At 62.5% G+C, this 17,586-nt stretch carries 16 protein-coding genes; 15 read left to right on the top strand and 1 reads right to left on the bottom strand.

What is annotated here, in order from left to right; genetic code table 11:
* Nucleotides 1-37 precede the first annotated feature (37 nt).
* The 3 genes from ACYVGS_RS04810 to ACYVGS_RS04800 are packed head-to-tail and all read left to right on the top strand — an operon-like array spanning nt 38 to nt 2,494.
* Nucleotides 38-652, top strand: coding sequence for a TetR/AcrR family transcriptional regulator (locus tag ACYVGS_RS04810; RefSeq protein WP_460587500.1), 615 nt, complete (start codon nt 38-40; stop codon nt 650-652).
* Between the two features lie 7 nt (nt 653-659).
* A complete protein-coding gene (locus ACYVGS_RS04805) occupies nt 660-1,466 on the top strand; it encodes an alpha/beta fold hydrolase (RefSeq protein WP_460587499.1) in 807 nt (268 codons plus the stop codon).
* A gap of 17 nt (nt 1,467-1,483) precedes the next feature.
* The gene (locus ACYVGS_RS04800) at nt 1,484-2,494 is read left to right on the top strand and encodes an LLM class flavin-dependent oxidoreductase (protein ID WP_460587498.1); all 1,011 of its coding nucleotides are present in this window, start codon (nt 1,484-1,486) and stop codon (nt 2,492-2,494) included.
* Here ACYVGS_RS04800 and ACYVGS_RS04795 read toward each other — a convergent pair.
* On the bottom strand, nt 2,479-3,153 hold the full coding sequence (locus ACYVGS_RS04795) for a TetR/AcrR family transcriptional regulator (RefSeq protein ID WP_460587497.1): 675 nt from the start codon (nt 3,151-3,153) through the stop codon (nt 2,479-2,481). The genes ACYVGS_RS04800 and ACYVGS_RS04795 overlap by 16 nt on opposite strands.
* Before the next feature lie 177 nt (nt 3,154-3,330).
* Between ACYVGS_RS04795 and ACYVGS_RS04790 the strand changes: the two genes are divergently transcribed.
* From ACYVGS_RS04790 to ACYVGS_RS04735, 12 genes are all read left to right on the top strand, one after another.
* Entirely contained in the window at nt 3,331-3,759 is a 429-nt protein-coding gene (locus ACYVGS_RS04790; protein ID WP_460587496.1) for a nuclear transport factor 2 family protein, read from the top strand.
* 12 nt (nt 3,760-3,771) lie between these two features.
* Entirely contained in the window at nt 3,772-5,325 is a 1,554-nt protein-coding gene (locus tag ACYVGS_RS04785) for an acyl-CoA synthetase family protein (RefSeq protein WP_460587495.1), read from the top strand.
* Complete coding sequence (locus tag ACYVGS_RS04780; protein ID WP_460587494.1) at nt 5,322-5,777, top strand: HTD2 family dehydratase; 456 nt, start codon at nt 5,322-5,324, stop codon at nt 5,775-5,777. Before ACYVGS_RS04785 ends, ACYVGS_RS04780 begins: the two co-directional genes overlap by 4 nt.
* Nucleotides 5,778-5,782: 5 nt before the next feature.
* Nucleotides 5,783-6,217 carry a hotdog family protein gene (locus tag ACYVGS_RS04775; protein ID WP_460587493.1) on the top strand — a complete coding sequence of 145 codons (435 nt, stop codon included), beginning with the start codon at nt 5,783-5,785 and terminating at the stop codon, nt 6,215-6,217.
* A gap of 12 nt (nt 6,218-6,229) precedes the next feature.
* A complete protein-coding gene (locus ACYVGS_RS04770) occupies nt 6,230-7,402 on the top strand; it encodes a thiolase C-terminal domain-containing protein (protein WP_460587492.1) in 1,173 nt (390 codons plus the stop codon).
* A 1-nt stretch (nt 7,403) separates the two neighbouring features.
* A complete protein-coding gene (locus ACYVGS_RS04765) occupies nt 7,404-7,799 on the top strand; it encodes a Zn-ribbon domain-containing OB-fold protein (RefSeq protein ID WP_460587491.1) in 396 nt (131 codons plus the stop codon).
* Between the two features lie 66 nt (nt 7,800-7,865).
* Nucleotides 7,866-9,218 carry an aromatic ring-hydroxylating oxygenase subunit alpha gene (locus ACYVGS_RS04760; RefSeq protein ID WP_460587490.1) on the top strand — a complete coding sequence of 451 codons (1,353 nt, stop codon included), beginning with the start codon at nt 7,866-7,868 and terminating at the stop codon, nt 9,216-9,218.
* Between the two features lie 102 nt (nt 9,219-9,320).
* Nucleotides 9,321-11,786, top strand: coding sequence for a TonB-dependent receptor (locus ACYVGS_RS04755; RefSeq protein WP_460587489.1), 2,466 nt, complete (start codon nt 9,321-9,323; stop codon nt 11,784-11,786).
* Nucleotides 11,787-11,859: 73 nt separating this feature from the next.
* Nucleotides 11,860-12,771: a glutathione S-transferase family protein gene (locus tag ACYVGS_RS04750; protein WP_460587488.1), complete on the top strand. Its 912-nt coding sequence runs from the start codon at nt 11,860-11,862 to the stop codon at nt 12,769-12,771.
* Complete coding sequence (locus ACYVGS_RS04745; protein ID WP_460587487.1) at nt 12,771-14,615, top strand: outer membrane protein assembly factor BamB family protein; 1,845 nt, start codon at nt 12,771-12,773, stop codon at nt 14,613-14,615. The genes ACYVGS_RS04750 and ACYVGS_RS04745 overlap by 1 nt, the downstream gene beginning before the upstream one ends.
* A gap of 138 nt (nt 14,616-14,753) precedes the next feature.
* On the top strand, nt 14,754-15,239 hold the full coding sequence (locus tag ACYVGS_RS04740; RefSeq protein WP_460587486.1) for a nuclear transport factor 2 family protein: 486 nt from the start codon (nt 14,754-14,756) through the stop codon (nt 15,237-15,239).
* Nucleotides 15,240-15,328: 89 nt separating this feature from the next.
* A complete protein-coding gene (locus tag ACYVGS_RS04735; RefSeq protein WP_460587485.1) occupies nt 15,329-17,584 on the top strand; it encodes a TonB-dependent receptor in 2,256 nt (751 codons plus the stop codon).
* Nucleotides 17,585-17,586 lie beyond the last annotated feature (2 nt).

Raw genomic sequence — 17,586 nt, 5'->3', positions numbered from 1 at the left:
CGAGGCGCGCACTGGGGCCAAGAAGGGCGGGAAATCAGTGCCCAACCGGCGCCGTACCCAGGCAGAGCGCACGGCTTTGTCCGACAAGCGGATGTTCGAGGCGGCGATCAAGCTGATCATCGAGCGGGGTACCGAGCGTACGACCCTGAAGGAGATCGGCGAGATGGCGGGCTACAGCCGGGGGCTGGCCCACTCGCGCTTCGGCTCCAAGGCGGGCTTCCTCAACCAGATGTTCATCCGCTTCGATGGGCGCTGGAAGTCCCACCTGGGGGAATACGTTGGTGGCAAGACCGGTATCGAGGCGATTATTTCTGCCCTGCACGCGGTGCGCGATTTCCTCAACACCGAGGCCAGCTACATGCGTGCGATGTACATTCTCTGGTACGAGTCACTCGGACACGACTCGGAGATCCGCGACAAGCTGGCCGACCACCACCGCATCTACCGCGACGATGCCGCGCGCTGGGTGCGCCTGGGGATCGAGGCGGGGGAGATTGATCCGGAGGTCAATCCCGAGCTCTTCGGGGTCAAGTTCAACTCCTTCATTTTCGGCACCATCTACCAGTGGCTGGTCAATCCCGGCGCGCTGGATCTGATGGCCGTATTCGACGATTACGAAGCAACCATCCGGCGGATTCTGACCAGGAGGTAAACATAACATGGCATACATGACGACCGATTGCGGACGGCAGGTGTACTACGAGAGCCACGGGCAGGGCAGCAGCGCCGTCGTGCTGGTGCACGGCTGGGGCATGAATGTGCGGGCCTGGGACAACGTCCTGCCGGCCCTGCGGGACGCTGGCCACCGGGTGGTGATGCTGGATCACCGCTGCTGCGGCCAGAGCGACAAGGACTTCGACGACCCGGGCATCTCGGCGATTGCCGGCGACGTTGTGGCGCTGGTGAAGCAGTTGGGTCTGAGCAGCGTTGTGCTGAATGGCTGGTCCCTGGGCGGAGCGGTCGTCGTGGAAGCGGCCAGCCGCCTGGGTGAGTCATGTCGTGCGGTCGTGCTGACTGGTGGCGCTTCGCCGATCTACATCCAGAAGCCCGATCTTCCCCTGGGCGGGCAGCCGGAGGATATGGCCGCGACGGTGGCGGGGCTCAAGGCCGACCGCATCGCCTTCCTTCACGGGTTGTCCCAGGCGGTCTGTGCCAAGGAGGTGCCGCCCCCGGTGGTGGAGTGGATATGGCAGGTGTTCTGCCAGGCCTCCCCGCGGGCGATAGAGACCATTGCCCAGCTGGAGCCCCTGGATCAGCGCGAGATGCTGGCCTCCCTGCCTTGCCCGGTACTGTCCTTTGTGGGCTCCCAGGACGCCTTTGTCGATCCGGCAATTGGGCGCTGGGTGGGTGATAACCACCCCCGAGCCACGGTGATCGAGTTCGAGGGTGTCGGGCACGCGCCTTTCATCGAAGTGACTGAAGACTACAACCGGGAGCTGTTGCGGTTCCTGGCCACCCATTCCTGAGTTGTCCGGGAGGCAACATGCGCCAAGATGTTAATTACGGACTCTGGTACGACTTTCGCAATCCGGCGCAGTGGCGCCAGGATTTCGAGGAATTCTATCGCGAGCGCCTGCAGCAAATCCGCGAGGCCGAGGACAAGGGCTTCAGTTCGGTCTGGCTGACCGAGCACCACTTCTGCGACGATGGTTACACCCCTTCGCCGCTGGTGGTTGCCAGTGCCATTGCCGCCCAGACGCGCAAGATGCACCTGGGCACCAACCTGATGCTGCTGCCCCTGGCGGACCCGATCCGGGTCGCCGAGGACGCGGCCACACTGTCGCTGATCAGCGGCGGGCGCTTCGATCTCGGGGTGGGCATTGGCTACCGCCAGATGGAGTTCGATCAGTTCGGCCGCAAGCTTTCGCACCGGCCCAGCCTGATGGAGGAGGGCATCGAGGTGCTGCGTCGCGCCTGGTCGGGCAAGCCGGTCAACTTTTCCGGCAAGCGCTTCGAGGTGGGCGACCTCTGTGTTACGCCGGCGCCGGTACATACCCCGGGGGTCTATCTCGGGGGCATGGCGCCGCCGGCGATCGAGCGCGCCGCCCGCGTGGCCGATGGCTTCCTTTCTACCGGGGGCATCGGCATGGACAGCTATTGTGAGTTTCTCGACAAGCAGGGCAAGGCCGACCAGGGGCGCATCGTGCTGGGTTGCTGGGCGATCATTGCCGAGGATCCGGAGCGCGAGGCGGCCCGCATTGGCGACCACCTGATCTACCAGACCAATGCCTACAGCCAGTGGGGCGCCTTCGGCCCCCCCGATCAGGCGCCGGTCTACGACAACTGGAAGGACGTGGTGGAAAACGGCCTGTACGAACTATGGGATGCCGATACCGCGGTGTCGCGGCTTACGGAGATGGTGAAGACCTATCCGCAGATCTGCGATATCCACTTCTGGGCCCAGTTCCCCGGGGAGTCGGTTGCCTCGGGCAACGCACGGCTCGATTACATCGCCGAGAAGGTCCTGCCGAGGCTGCGTCAGGCCGCAGCCTGACGGCTGAGGCCGCTCATCCTGAACAGCGCCTGCCGGAACAAGCGGTGGGCGTGTTCCAGGGTGATGTCATCGTCGAAGTACACCGCCGAGCGCAGGCCGATCATCATGGAATAGGCCAGCTCGGCGGCATCGCGGCTGTTGGTGAAAAGACTTTCTCCGGCGCCGTCGAAAAGGTCCACCAGGTAGGCCTTGCAGCGGGCATCGAAGTCCGCCTTGGTCACCTTGAGCACATCGTCATTCACCGCCGCACCGAAACACTCCAGCATGAAGCCGATTTCCTGCCGGGTGCTGGTCTCGCCCTTGAACCAGAAATCCGCCAGCAGGTCGATCTGCTCCTCGGTATCGTGTCCGCCGAAGGTCTCGATGCGCTCGAGGAAGCGCACTGACACATTCTGGAAGTACTGCTCCAGGATGTCTTCCTTGCCCTTGAAGTAGTAGAGCAGGTGGCTGGCGGTCATGTCCGCCCCCTCGGCGATGTCCGCGAGGGTGGTCTTCACATAGCCCTTGCGAATGATGCAGTCGTGCAGGGACTTGAAAATCTTTCGCCGGCGTCGCTCGCCGCGGGTGTCGCCCCGCGGCGAAACAGTGCTCTTCGCGCGAGAGGGTTTTCTGTGGGAGCTGCCGGCCCGGGATTTGGGCGAGGATTCGGATGATTTCACAACTTAAACCATATTCAGGTTCTTCCAGACGAGTTGTACGACGTTAAGGGGGTGTCTGTCCAGTTTTGGACAAAATTTAAAAACTTGTTTGCAACAACTTGAGGGAAGTTCAAGTTGCGACTACAATGCAATCCTGTTGATAACAACAGGCACCCCGAGGTGCCACGAGAGCAGGACATGACCCAACACGTTTCGGTGGAAGAAAAACTGGCGGTCCAGGAGCTGCTGTCCCGGGCAGCCTTCGCGCTGGACGAACACGCGATGGAAGATCTCGCCGGCTTGTTTGCCGAAAACGCCCGTTTTTCGATGCGCATCGCCGGCGGCGAGCTGGCGGGTCCCTTCGAGGGGCGGGCCGCAATCATGGACATGATGAATGCTGCGGTGTCCGCCCAGACCGACAAGCGGCGGCACGTGGTTTCCAATGTTTTCTTCGGCGAGCGGGATGCCTCCGGGGTGGTGGAAGTCACCTCCAACCTGACCCTGCTGGCGACGGAGGACGGCGAGATTCGTCTCCTCACGGCCGGTGTCTACCACGACCGTGTCATACAGCAGGGCGGCGACTGGCGCTTGCTTGGCCGGCATCTGGAACTCGACAAACCCTACTAATAAGGAACACGCATGAACCTGGGAATGATCCCGGCCAAGACCGCGCGTCTCGCGCCCGGCCGCGAAGCCCTGATCGATATCCCCAACGATCGGCGCATGACCTATGGCGAGCTGGACGAGCGCGTGCGCCGGCTGGCCAACGGCCTGGTCGGTCTCGGACTGGCCAAGGGGGATCGTGTGGCAGTGCTCTCGCGCAACTGCATCGAATACATGGAGCTCTATTTTGCCTGTGGCCGCGTGGGTCTGATCGCCCAGCCCCTGAACTGGCGTCTCGGTGAGGTCGAGCTGCAGCGCATCTTCGACGACGGTGAGCCCGCGGCGCTGGCATACTCGGCAGAATACGCCGACCAGGCCGCCGCACTGGTGCGGCAGGCCAGCGATGTGCATCTTCTGAGCTTCGGCGTCGACAGTGACGGCAGTTACGAAAAGCTACTGGCGGGGGCTGGCACGGAGGAGCCTGCACGCTCCGCGGAGGTGGGCGGCCACGATCCGATGCTGATTCTCTACACCGGCGGCACCACCGGTCAATCCAAGGGCGCACTCCACACCCACCATTCGCTGTTCGCCGGCATGATCAACCAGACGGTCGCCGAGCGTGTGGTGCCCACGGACGTATACATGCTGACCGGCCAGATGTTCCACATTCCGGTGGGGCTGGCCATCAATTACATGGCCCACGGCTGCCCGGTCGTCCTGATCAACTTTGACGCCAAGCTTGCGCTGGAAGTCATCCAGCGCGAGCGTGTATCGGCCTTCCTTGGCATCACCACCATGCTCAACTGGATGATGGCGGTGGACAACTTCTCCGACTACGACCTCAGCAGCCTGCGCAATATCCAGTATGGCGGCGGACCCATGCCCCACAGCGTGGTACAGGCGGCCCTGGCCTCGCTGCCCTGCACCCTGATCCAGGGCTACGGCCAGACCGAGGGCATGACCATGAGCTTCCTGTCCCAGGAGGACCATGCCCGTGCGCTGGAAGGCATTCACCCCGAACGCCTGGATTCCTGCGGGCGAGAGGGTTTCATGACCACCATCAACGTCGTCGGCCCCGAGGGCAAGCCGGTGCCGCGGGATGGCAAGACACCCGGGGAGATTGTGGTGCGCTCCGAGGCCAACATGATCGGCTACTGGCGTCGACCCGATCTGACCGCGCAAACCCTGCGGGATGGCTGGATGTGGACCGGGGACGTCGCGGTGTGGGACGAGGAGGGTTACCTGTTCATCGTCGACCGCGCCAAGGACATGATTATCAGTGGTGGTGAAAACATCTACAGCACCCAGGTCGAGGCGGCCATCCACGAGCACCCCGCCGTACTGGAATCCGCGGTCTTTGGTGTGCCGGACCCCGAGTGGGGGGAAGCCGTAAAGGCCGTGGTGGTATTGAAGCCGGGAATGCAGGCCAGCGAGGCGGACATTATCGCCACGGCGGCACAGCATCTGGCCTCCTACCAGAAACCGAAATCCGTGGACTTCGTGGACAGCCTGCCCAAGGCGCCCACGGGCAAGATTCTCAAGCGCGTGTTGCGCGATCCGTATTGGGACAAGGGGGAACGCAAGGTATGACATCTGTGCTCAACGATGCACTACTGGCCAATATTGGCCGCCAGAGCGAGCCGGTGAGGGAGCTGGTGACGCGCCGCGAGATTCGCAAGTACGCCATTGCCACCGGCAACCGCCAGCGCAAATACCTGGACGGTGACCAGGCGCCACCCATGTTTCACGTGGCCCTGTTCTGGGATGTAGTAGAGCTGGACGAACTGAGCCCCGACGGGGTGTCCATCGATCGTCTGCTGCCGAAGTTCCCGCTCGAGAAGGCGATGGCGGGGGGACTGCATATTGAATATCACCGGCCGGTCCGTCCCGGAGACTGGCTGACCGCGACCCGGACCCTGAGCAATATCTACGAGAAGATCGGTCGCTCCGGCCCGCTGATTTTCTACGAGGTGGACATGGATATCGTCGATGACGACGGCAACCTGGTCATTCGCGAGAAAACCACCCGGATTCTGAGGTAAGCAAGGTGCAACAGAAACAGGTAAATCAGCAACGAAGCGTCAGTGTTGGCGAGGCGCTGCCCGAGCGGCAGTTCACCCCGGACAACGTGCAGCTCTTCCTCTACAACGCGGTCCTGTTCAACGCTCACCGCATCCATTTCGACGCCCCTTACGCCAAGGAGGTGGAAGGCTACCCGGGTCTGGTTATCGCCGGGCCCATGCTGGGTGACTGGCTCAACCAGTGCGTCGAGGAGTGGCTGGGGGACGACGGCCGGCTGGTCTCCATTGATTACTCCAATCGCCAGGCCTCCTATATCGGCGAGACCCTGACCACCGGTGGCAAGGTACTGGCTTTCGACCCGACCAGTGGCGAGATTGAGCTCGAGCTCTTCGTGCGCAACGAGGCGGGCGATGTGATTACCCCCGGTACCGCCGTGGCGGTATTGAACACGGCAGGATAAGGAGACGACTGCATGGGGGAGAACCTGCGCGGAAAAGTGGCGATTGTCGGTGCGGCGGATACGCCGGTGGGCAAGGTGCCGGAACTCAATGCCTTCGAGCTGTGCGCTGACGCGATTCAGCGGGTGCTGGCGGACGCCGGCCTGCGCAAGGAGGATGTCGACGGCCTGATTACCTGCAACAGCATGTCCATGCCGCTGCTCTACCACGCGGAGGCAATGGCCGAGTATCTGCAGATGTTTCCCCGCTATTGCATGGCGGTGGGTGCCGGTGGCGGCACCACCTTTTCCATTATTCACCACGCGGCCTCGGCAATTGCCACCGGCATGGCCGATGTTGTCGTGGTGGCCATGGCGGACAGCCTGCGCAGCGGGCTGTCGCGCCAGCAGGCGATGCTGGTCCAGTCATCCACCGGCCACCCCCAGTATGAGCAGCCTTGGGGGCTGACTGTGCCGGCCTACTATGCCCTCGCGGGTCAGGCGCACATGGCCGAATACGGTACTCGCCCGGAACACTTCGCAGAGGTCGCGGTGGCCTGCCGTGCCCACGCGGCGCTCAACCCGGCGGCACAGAAACGCGACCCGATCAGCGTCGAAGACGTGCTCAACTCGCGCATGATTGCCGACCCGCTGCACCTGCTGGATTGCTCCCTGGTGTCCGATGGCGGCTCGGCCATTGTGCTGACCTCCGCCGAGCGCGCAAAGGACTTCCCCCACGCCCCGGTGTATCTGCTGGGCATGGGCGAAGGGCACAGTCACGAGCACATCAGTCAGGCTCGCAACCTGACCACATCGGCGGCGAAGGAGGCGGGAGAGCGCGCCTATGCCATGGCCGGTCTCGGGCCGCGGGACATGGATTTTGCCCAGCTCTATGACTGCTTCACGCCGACGGTGCTGATCGAGCTGGAGGATCTGGGCTTCTGCGCCAAGGGCGAGGGCGGCCCGTTCATCGTCGACCAGGGCATTGGACCCGGTGGTCAATTGCCGGTGAATACACACGGTGGCCTCTTGTCCCACTCGCATCCGGGTAATCCGGGTTCGATGTTTGCGCTGACGGAGTCGGTCTGGCAGTTGCGCGGCACCGCGGGCGAGCGGCAGCTGGGCAAGGCCGACGTGGGACTATTGCACGCCCAGGGCGGCATCCTCTCCAGCCACTGCACACTGATTCTCGGGCGGGAGGCCAACTGACATGGAGCGCACGTTTCCGACATCCTCCGCACTTTCGGATGCTTATTACGCGGGCTGCCGCGAGGGCAAACTGCTGCTCCAGTATTGCCGTGACTGTCAGCAGCCACAGTTTTATCCGCGGATACTCTGCAGTCATTGCGGCGGACGCGAGCTGGCCTGGCGGGAAGCGAGCGGCAAGGGGCATATCGCCACTTTTACCGTCGTGCGCCAGCCGGTGTCGCCTGCCTATGAGGCCCCCTATGTGGTTGCCCTGATTGATCTTGAGGAAGGGCCGCGGATGATGAGTCATATCGTCAACTGCGACCCGGAGGCCGTGCGCGTCGGGCAGCCGGTCCAGGTGAGTTTCGAGAACTGGTCCGAGACCCTGACCATGCCAGTGTTCCAGCTTCAAGGATGAACGCTGTGGATTGAGTCGATTGACAGACCCGTTGTTGCATCTATAAAGCTTATAAGGAGAGTCGACATGAATGCCAAAGGTGTACCCGTAGCCATCATCAACCCGGACGCCCCGCCGGAATCCCTGGAGGCCAAGCAGCCTGACGTCGACAACGGCGTGGACGTGGCCGCCAAGGATGGCTACTTCAGCCGCGAGTTCATGGCGCTGGAGTGGGAGAAAATGTGGACCCGCAGCTGGCTCATCGCGGGCGTCAGCTCCGACCTGGAAAAGGTCGGCGATTACTTCCTGTTCAATATCCGCGAAGAATCCATCATCGTGACCCGCACGGAAGAGGGCGTAAAGGCCTTCTACAACGTCTGCAGCCACCGCGGCGCGCGACTGGTGCACGAGGAGCGCGGCAATCGCAAGGTCTTTGTCTGCCCCTTTCACAGCTGGAGCTTTCACCATACGGGGGAGCTGCGCCGGATCACTGACGAGGAGTATTTCAAGCCGGAAGTCATCGCGCACCGTCCGGGACTCAAGCCCCTGGCCTGCGAGGAACACGCCGGCATCATTTTCGTCAACATGGACACCAACCCCCCGCCCCTGAAGGAGTCCATCGGCCTGCCCGAGGGGTATCTGGAAGCCTACAGGATCGAAGGTATGAAGGTCGTGCGCCACGTGCGCAGCGAATGGGGCGCCAACTGGAAGGTGGGCGTGGAGGCCTTCTACGAAAGCTATCACCTGCACGCGGTGCATCCGGAAACCCGCGGTGTGATGGGTGACCTCAATGTGCAGTACGACCTCTATCCCAACGGTGCCAGCCGCATGATCGTACCCCTGGGGCAGCCCTCGCCGCGGGTTGCGGACCAGAAGACGGTGAACGAGGGCCTCAAGGCCATGCTCGAGGACGCCGGTGTGGATCCCCAGGGTTTTGACGGCACCGCCGAGGACGTGCGACGGGCCATTCAGCAGGGCAAGCGCGCCCGCGCCGAGCGCCTGGGTCTGGATTACTCGCGCTTTACAGATGGACAGTTGTCGGACAGCTGGGCCACCGGGATCTTCCCCAACGTACAGATTGGCTGCCATCCCGAGGCGGTCTTTTTGATGCGCTTCCTGCCGCACGAGTCGGACCCGGAGCGCTTCTACTACGACACCATGACCCTGGTGTTCCCGGTGGAGGATCCCAATTACTGCCCGCCGGACTGGATGGGGCTGCCGGAAGATACCGACATGACCGCTGCAGTACGGCCCAAAATGGAGTACTACAGCATCGAAGAGGACGCGGGTCTCGGCCTCGTGCTGAGCCAGGATGCTTCGCTGCTGCCGGTGGTTCAGCAGGGCATGCGTTCCCGCGGATTCGACGGCCAGCTGTGGAGCGAGCAGGAGCAGCGCCTGCGGCATTTCCACGTTGAACTCGAGCGTCGTCTCGCGCGGTGAGGTAAAAAAAAAAGTAACAGTGAACTTGCTTGACATAAACAAGTTCACTGTTTACATTTTTGAAGCACTTTCAAAATACTTATAACGCTTCGGAGAACAGCCATGATTCCCTTTGCACGTAATCGCAGTGTCACCCGCTGGCAGCGCTTCCGTCAGTCCCTCGGCCTTGGCCTGACCCCGGTTTTGCTGGCGACGGGGATGCCCGCGGCGATCGCCCAGGACCGCCCGGCCCTGGAAGAGGTGATGGTGACGGCCACCCGCCGTTCCGAAACCGATATCCAGACCACCGCCGTGTCGGTCAGCGCCATCACCAGCAACGACATCGAGCGCATGACGCCCCGTGACTTGGGTGACATTGCCAGCATGGTGCCCAACTTCTCCGCGGCAAAGCCGGCCGGTTTCAACGCCGCCTCCTTTGCCATGCGCGGCGTGGGCCAGACCTCGATCATTGTCTACCAGGATCCCCAGGTCGGTGTCACGGTGGACGATTTCGTCATTCCGAATATCCAGACCCAGTTGCTGGAAATGTTCGACATCGCGCAGATCGAAGTCCTGCGCGGCCCCCAGGGCACGCTGTTCGGCAAGAACACCACCGGTGGTGTGATCAACGTCAAGACGCGGCGCCCCGAGTTTGACAGCAACTCCCTGGAGGTCCAGGGCAAGGTCGAGAACTTTGGCCGCTTCGAAACGCGGGTCGCTGCCAACCTCGCGGTCAGCGACACCTTTGCCCTGCGCGCCGCCGGGATGTACATGGAGTCCGACGGCTTCTACCGCAACAACGCCGAATACGGCCCGGTTACCGCGTTTGATCCCACGCATCCTTCCCTCGGTACGACCGGCAAGGGCGACGGCAGCAAGCAGGGCGGCGACGATGTGATCTCCGGGCGCATCAAGGCCCTGTGGGAACCCAACGAGAATTTCTCGGCCCTGCTGCAGTACGAGATCATCCGCGACAACGGCGACTCCCCGCCCGTGGTCAACGGCACGCCCCCGGACGCCCCGGTGGTGTTCAATTCGCTGGGTCTGACCAACGACGGTGGCAGTGACCCCTACAAGCGCGCCGGTATTACGAACCGCGACGATGTGTTGATGAATATGTCCGACGGCCACCAGGTCGATGTGGACGGTTACTACCTCAACCTCGACTGGACAGTGGGCGACTACACCATCAGCTCGGTGACCGGCCTGCGCGAGCAGGAGAGCCAGCTGCCCTCCACTTACACGGGTGAGGTGGGCCCCAATTCCCTGTTTGACGCCAACCGCCTGGATGATCGCGAGACCTTCCAGCAGGAGGTGCGCATCGCCTCCGACTTTGCCGGCCCCTTCAATTTCGTGGCGGGCGGCTTCTACCAGGAAGATGAGACCACCTTCTGCGTGGTACAGGTGCTCGGCTTCCTCGACCTGCTGGGTGTGGGCACTCAGGCCTTCGGCGACCCCACCTGGTGGAACAATAACCCCCAGGTCATGTGTAACGCCCAGGACGCGGAAAACTGGGCGCTGTTTGTCGACGGCAATTACGATATCGATGAGAAGTGGAGCATCTCGGGTGGCTTCCGTTACACCAACGAGAAGAAGAGCTGGATTGGTCGCAACCAGGTGTTCTTCCAGCAGCTCACCGGTGGCTTCGACCCCAACCTGACCTGGCGTGACTTCGGCAGTGGACTGGATGCGGCCAACTTCAACACTTACTCCACCGGTGTCTTCGAGGACTCGGAGACCTGGAAAGAGCCGACCTGGCGGGTAACCGTCAGCCACACCTTCTCGGATGACCTGTTCGCCTACTTCAACTACTCTCGCGGTTTCAAGAGTGGCGCCTACAACGATCAGACCGGTACCTCGGGCTCGCCGATTACCGCGCGTTCGGCGGCTCCCACGGACCCGGAAATCGCCGACTCCCTCGAGCTGGGCTTCAAGGGCGATTTCATGGATAACCAGCTGCGGGTGAACCTGGCGACCTTCTATGTCGAGTATTCCGACGCCCAGAGGGACCTGGTGGCCCAGTTCAGCAACCCCTTCGGCGGCAACTTCCAGGAAACCCGCTTCTTCAACGCAGCGGACATGACCTCCTACGGTCTTGAGGCGGAAGTCTCGGCGGCCCTGACCGACCGGCTTACCGTGCGCGGTAATCTCGGCTACCTGAACAGCGAGTACGACGAGTTCGTTGCCGACACCGACTTCGACGGGGTCACCGACGTCGATCTGAGTGACGAGGATGTCAACCGAGCGCCCGAGTGGCAGTGGAGCGTGGACGCGATCTACACCCACAACTTCCTGCAAGGTGACCTGTCCTGGGTGGCGAATGTGGCCTATGAGGACGAGGCGATCTTCGTCTACTCGCAGGTCGGCCCGGAATATCACGGCAAGACCGACGACCGCACCCTGCTCAACGCCAGCGTCACCTACACCGACGCCAGCGAGAAGTTCTTCCTGCGTCTCTACGGTCGCAACCTGACCGACGAGACCTATCGCATCGGTGAGCTGCCGGTGGCCGACCTGTGGACCATGACCTACTACGGCCAGCCGCGCACCTACGGTCTCGAGGTCGGCATGACCTTTGGCGGTAACTGAGTTTCTCGACGTGCTGTGACGTCTCCTGGGCCGATTCTGTCGGCCCTTTTTTTGCCTGACGCACGGGGTTCACATGGATCTTATCCTGCATCACTTTGACATCTCGCCGTTTGCCGAAAAGATACGTTTGGCGCTGGGGCTGAAACAGCTGGCCTGGCAATCGGTACAGATACCCATGGTCATGCCCAAGCCCGATCTCACGGAATTGACCGGCGGCTATCGCAAGACGCCGGTGTTGCAGGTCGGGGCCGATATCTATTGCGATACCCAGCGAATCGCCCTGGAGCTGGAGCGACGCTTCCCCCAGCCCTCTTTGTTTCCCGGGCAAAGCCGGGGCCTGTGCCTTGCGCTGGCCCACTGGAGCGACGTGGCCTTTTTCCGGTCCGGGGCGGCGCTGTCATTGGGAACCAACGACGCACTGCCCGAGGACATCCTGCGCGACCGCCGGGCCTTTTTCAGTTTTATCGACTTTGAAAGCCTGCCCCAGTCGATTCCCGATTACCTTGCGGAATTTCGCAGCCAGTTGGCGCTGCTGGACGACATGCTGTCGGACGGGCGTGCCTTCCTGCTCGGTGAGCAGCCTGGTTGGGCCGATATCCTCGGGGTTTTCCCGGTGTGGATGTGCCGGGGAAATATTCGCGACGGCGACGCGTTGCTGGCGGAGTTCGCCCGGCTCGTCGCTTGGGAGAAGCGGGTCAACGCACTGGGTCACGGCAGCCGGCAGGAGCTGAGCGCGGAGGAAGCGTTGGCCATCGCCCGGAGCGCCGTGCCGGCCAGTGGTGGAGAGGTCGATGAACGCGACCCCCTGGGTTTGCGCCGGGGGGACCCGATACGAGTGACATCGCAGGATTACGGCGCGGTGCCCGTGGAGGGTGTGCTGGAATCACTGACGGTGTCGGAAGTCGCCCTGCGGCGGCATGGAGAGCGAGTCGGTGAGGTGGTTGTGCACTTTCCTCGCGCCGGCTATCACGTGGAGAAAACCTGATGAAACATGCCGCGTTGCGCTGTGTCGCGCTGCTGGCCCTGGTGGGGTCGTTGGCCTACGCAGATGATTTGCCCGACGGCGAACAGCTTTACCAGAAGCATTGCGAGGCCTGCCATGGTGGCGGGGTCTCCAAGGCGCCGCAAATGAGTCTGCTGGAGATCATGTCGCCCCAGTCCATCCTGCGCGCCATGCAGTCGGGGGTGATGCAGGTTCAGGCGTCGGCGATGTCGTCGCGAGAGCAGGAGATTCTGGCGGAGCACCTGGCGGGGCAGTCACTGGACGCTCACGCGGTGAATCCGGCGCCTGTCTGTAGCGGCGCGGCCGCCGAGTTCGATGTCGCTGCGCCGCCAACAACCCGGGGCTGGGGCGTGGATCGCGGCAATCAGCGCTTCTTTCCCGCGGATATCGCGGGCATGACCGCCGCCGAGGCGCAGGACCTGGAGCTGAAGTGGGCCTTCGCCTTTCCCGGCGCGGTGCGCGCACGCTCCCAGCCCGCTATCGCCGGCGGTGCGCTGTACGTCGGCAGTCAGGACGGCACTCTATGGGCGCTCGACAAGAAGACCGGCTGTGTGCGCTGGACCTTCTCCACGGTGGCCGAGATTCGCACCGGTATCGTGGTCGAGCCCTGGGAGGCTGGCGCCGAGGTCGAGCCTCTGCTGTACTTCGGTGACCTTATCGGCAACGTGTATGCGGTGAATGCCGTGACGGGGGAGTTGGTCTGGCGCGATCGGCCGGATGATCACCCCAGCCTGACCATCACCGCAGCGCCAGCGCTGCACGATGGGCGCCTCTATGTGTCCTTGTCTTCGCTGGAAGTCACCGCGGCCGCCGACCCGGAATATGCCTGTTGTACCTTCCGCGGCGGGGTGGCGGTCTACGACGCCCACAGCGGGGAGCACCTTTTTACCAGCTACACCATCGACGAGCCGCCAACCGTCGTGGGCCGCAATGCCATCGGCACCGAGCGCATCGCGCCCTCGGGGTCCCCGGTCTGGAATACGCCGGCACTCGACCCCGGACGCAAGCTGATGTTTGTGGGCACCGGGGAGAACTATTCCTCGCCGGCGAACGAAACCAGCGACGCGGTGCTGGCCCTGAGCATGGAGGACGGTCGAATCGTCTGGAGTCAGCAGATGACCCCCGGTGATGCCTGGAACATGGGCTGTGAAACAGAAAAGCGCATCAACTGCCCGCCCGAGGACGGTCCCGACTACGACTTCGGGGCGGCGACGATTCGCATGACCACCAGCGAGGGGCGCGACCTGGTGCTCGCGGGGCAGAAGTCTGGGGAAATTTTCGCCCTCGATCCCGACAGCGGCGAGTTTGTGTGGCGACGCAAGCTGGGTCGCGGCGGTATCCAGGGCGGGGTGCACTTCGGCATGTCGGTACAGGGGGACACGCTCTACGTACCCATGTCCGATTTTGATGGTGGCCCACGCTGGCCGGGTAAAGCCTACCCGGGGATGTTCGCGGTGGATATTCCGACAGGAAAAGTGCGCTGGTATACCCCCAGTCCCGAGGATGTCTGTGCGGGTCGCGAGTTCTGTCAGCCGGGCCTGTCGGCCGCGTCCACAGCGATTGACGGCGGGGTCATGGCCGGCGGCATGGACGGCGTGTTGCGTCTCTACGAACAGGACTCGGGCGAGGTGCTCTGGTCGTTTGATTCGGCCCGCGAGTACCCGGTGCTGGGCGGAGGATCCGGCCGCGGCGGTTCTTTCGGGGGCGGTGCCGGTCCCGTGTTTGACGACGGCATGATGTATGTGAATTCCGGCTACGGCATCTACTTCCACATGCCCGGCAACGTGCTGTTGGCCTTCGGGCTAGAGGAAGAATCGGCACCCTGAAACCCCTTGGCCCGGGTGCAAAATGCCGCCCGGGCCTATTGACTCACTGTCAAAAGTCACTACACTTGCTAGACGCAAACAAACAAAGTGCCTCGTTCGGTCACGGTCGGCAGGGGTAAATAACAAGCAGGTGTCATCATGAGTAACAGCGCTGCAGGCAGTGAGTCCCTGGCCGCGCGGCTCGATCAGCTCGAAAGCCGCTTTGCCATCATCGACCTCACCACAGCCTACTGTCACGGCTTCGACAACCGGGACTTTGACCTCTTCCTGTCCATCTGGAGCGAGGACTGTGTCTGGAACATAGGCCCCCCCTTCGGCAGCTTCAGCGGACATTCCGGTATCCGCGAGGCCGTACACGAGGTGCTCTGGCCGGCCTGGGCGGAATCCCATCACCTCAGCACCAATCACCTTGTCGAGTTCCAGGGTATCGATGATGCCACCTGTGTCTGTGACGTCGATTGCATCGGGACCCTGACCTCGGGGCCGGAGTGCCAGATGGTGGGTGCGACCTACAGTGATCGTCTGCAGCGACGCAATGGCCGGTGGCAGATCGTACAGCGCGACGTGACTATCCATTACTTCAATGCAGTGGCCGGTACGGTACTGCAGGCCCCAGCCGGCTGACGCTGGCAAAGGCCACTCTGCGAAAAAGCCCGACAACAAGAAAAGGCAAGTCTTCAATAATCATTAGTGAAATCCGCAGGAGACGCACCATGAAAACCCAACGCAGCAAGATGTTTGCCGCTCTCGCCGCCCTCACGGTCGGGGCCTCCGTGCCCCAGGTCGTATCGGCCGCGCCGGGTGTGCTGGAAGAAATCACCGTGACCGCGCGCAAGCGCGAGGAAAGCATGCAGGATGTGGGCCTGGCGGTCAGTGCCCTCAGCGAGACGGAAATCCAGCGCCAGTTTGCCCGGGACATCCAGGACCTGGCCAACATTTCCCCCAATACCATCATCGATGACACCGGGCAGGGCCCGGGCGGCACAGCGGCCATCTACATCCGCGGCGTCGGTGTGGCGGACCTCGAGAAGAACTTCGACCCCGCCGTGGGCGTGAGCGTCGACGGTGTGTTTATCGGCTCCACTGCCGGTGCGCTGCTGCGCGGCATCGATATTGCCCGGGTGGAAGTGCTGCGCGGACCCCAGGGCACGCTGTTCGGCCGCAACACCGTGGGCGGTCTGATCAACATCACCCGCACCCAGCCCACCGGTGAACTGGGCGGTCGCTTCCGCGCCGGTGTCGAGAACTACGACACCTATTATCTGGATGGCATTTTCAATTTCGCGGTTACCGATGACCTTGCCGTCAAGCTGACCGCAGCCAAACGCGAGCAGAAGGAAGGTTACTACGACAACGTGACTGTCCGCGGTGACCAGGGGCGCTCTGACTTCCAGGCCCTGGGGGCCAACTTCCTGTGGAATGCCACCGACACCCTGGAGCTGGAGTACACCTATCACCAGGAGGACCTGGACCAGGACACCCCGGCACTGGTGAACGCTACCCGACCTGACCAGGTGTTCTGTATCGCCTATGGCTACTGTGCGGACAGCCTGGATACCACCATAACCGGGGATCGCTGGGGTGTCGCCGGTGGCGGTGGCCGTCCGCCGGCGCCGCCGTCGTTCGAGACCAATATCACCACGGTGGACCAGATCGAACCGGCCTTCATGGACGCCTTCTTCGATACCAAGACGCATATCCTGGAGGCCCGCTGGGAGCTGACCGACACCCTGCGTTTCGACTACATCTATGGTCGCTGGGAGTCCGACGAGGATAGCCTGCAGGACTGGGATGGTACACCCGAGCTGCTCTACCACACCCAGCGCCCTGGCGAGTGGGAGCAGGACAGCCACGAGATGCGTCTGACCTATGATGCCGGCGGCGCCCTGAACATTGTCGGCGGCCTGTTTTTCTGGGATTCCGAGTATGAGAGCCGCATGCGCAGCTACATCGGTTTTGCGGTACCCGGCCTGATTCTCGATATCCCCCAGACCACCAACCAGACCACCGAGTCGGTGGCAGCCTTCTTCGAGGCAGACTATCGCTTGAACGAGCAGTGGACCTTGACCCTGGGTGGCCGCTACACCGAGGACGAGAAGGAATCCCGTCAGTTCGGTGAGGTGAACACTCTGGATCAGGGGCGCACCACGCACCCAAGTGACGAGTGGAGCGAGTTCACGCCCAAGGTGGGGGTGCGCTACAACATGAGCGATGACGTCATGTTTTACGCGACTTACTCCAAGGGCTTCCGCGCGGGCGGTTTCAACGGCCGCGTCGCCAGCCTGGAGGAAGCCATCCAGCCCTACGAGCCGGAAACCATCGACAACTACGAGATCGGTGTGAAATCCGAGCTGATGGATCGTCGCCTGCGACTGAACGCCACGGTCTTCCACATGCAGTACAAGGACAAGCAGGAAGAGTTGCAGCTGCCCTCCAACCAGACCGACACCGGTCAGAAGACGGTGGTCATCAACCCCTCCGAGGCCACCATCCAGGGTATCGAGCTTGAGTTGCAGGCCTACCTGAACGAAAACTTCAGCGTGCGTGCCAACCTGGGCTATCTGGATTCCGAGTACGACGACTTCGTCTACACCGATGTCGAAGGTTCAGTGACCGACCTCAGCGGCCTGGAGTTCCGTCGCGCACCGGAGCTGACCGGGACCCTGGACGCCACCTACGAGTGGGACATGGCGGGTGGCACGGCGTGGATCCGCGGTGGCTATCGCTTTATCGATGACCACTTCACCAATGCCACCAACAATGTCGAGCTCGCCAACGACGCCCAGCACCTGGTGGATGCCTCGGTGAACTATTCGATCAACAACCTGCAGTTCAGCCTGTTCGGCCGCAACCTCACCGATGAGGATGCCTACACCCATGGCTATGAAGTCGCCGGGCTCTGGTCCTACGCGGCAACCCGTCCGCCGCGGACCTACGGCTTCGAAGTTGTTTACAGCTTCAACAACTGAGT

The organism is Haliea atlantica, from assembly GCF_054779855.1.
This window is presented reverse-complemented; position numbering and strand designations above follow the sequence as displayed.

What these genes read in the sequence shown, in the direction of transcription:
- ACYVGS_RS04805 (WP_460587499.1), top strand. Translation starts at nt 660, where the DNA reads ATGGCATACATGACGACCGATTGCGGACGGCAGGTGTACTACGAGAGC.
- ACYVGS_RS04800 (WP_460587498.1), top strand. Translation starts at nt 1,484, where the DNA reads ATGCGCCAAGATGTTAATTACGGACTCTGGTACGACTTTCGCAATCCG.
- ACYVGS_RS04790 (WP_460587496.1), top strand. Translation starts at nt 3,331, where the DNA reads ATGACCCAACACGTTTCGGTGGAAGAAAAACTGGCGGTCCAGGAGCTG.
- ACYVGS_RS04785 (WP_460587495.1), top strand. Translation starts at nt 3,772, where the DNA reads ATGAACCTGGGAATGATCCCGGCCAAGACCGCGCGTCTCGCGCCCGGC.
- ACYVGS_RS04780 (WP_460587494.1), top strand. Translation starts at nt 5,322, where the DNA reads ATGACATCTGTGCTCAACGATGCACTACTGGCCAATATTGGCCGCCAG.
- ACYVGS_RS04770 (WP_460587492.1), top strand. Translation starts at nt 6,230, where the DNA reads ATGGGGGAGAACCTGCGCGGAAAAGTGGCGATTGTCGGTGCGGCGGAT.
- ACYVGS_RS04765 (WP_460587491.1), top strand. Translation starts at nt 7,404, where the DNA reads ATGGAGCGCACGTTTCCGACATCCTCCGCACTTTCGGATGCTTATTAC.
- ACYVGS_RS04760 (WP_460587490.1), top strand. Translation starts at nt 7,866, where the DNA reads ATGAATGCCAAAGGTGTACCCGTAGCCATCATCAACCCGGACGCCCCG.
- ACYVGS_RS04755 (WP_460587489.1), top strand. Translation starts at nt 9,321, where the DNA reads ATGATTCCCTTTGCACGTAATCGCAGTGTCACCCGCTGGCAGCGCTTC.
- ACYVGS_RS04750 (WP_460587488.1), top strand. Translation starts at nt 11,860, where the DNA reads ATGGATCTTATCCTGCATCACTTTGACATCTCGCCGTTTGCCGAAAAG.
- ACYVGS_RS04745 (WP_460587487.1), top strand. Translation starts at nt 12,771, where the DNA reads ATGAAACATGCCGCGTTGCGCTGTGTCGCGCTGCTGGCCCTGGTGGGG.
- ACYVGS_RS04740 (WP_460587486.1), top strand. Translation starts at nt 14,754, where the DNA reads ATGAGTAACAGCGCTGCAGGCAGTGAGTCCCTGGCCGCGCGGCTCGAT.
- ACYVGS_RS04735 (WP_460587485.1), top strand. Translation starts at nt 15,329, where the DNA reads ATGAAAACCCAACGCAGCAAGATGTTTGCCGCTCTCGCCGCCCTCACG.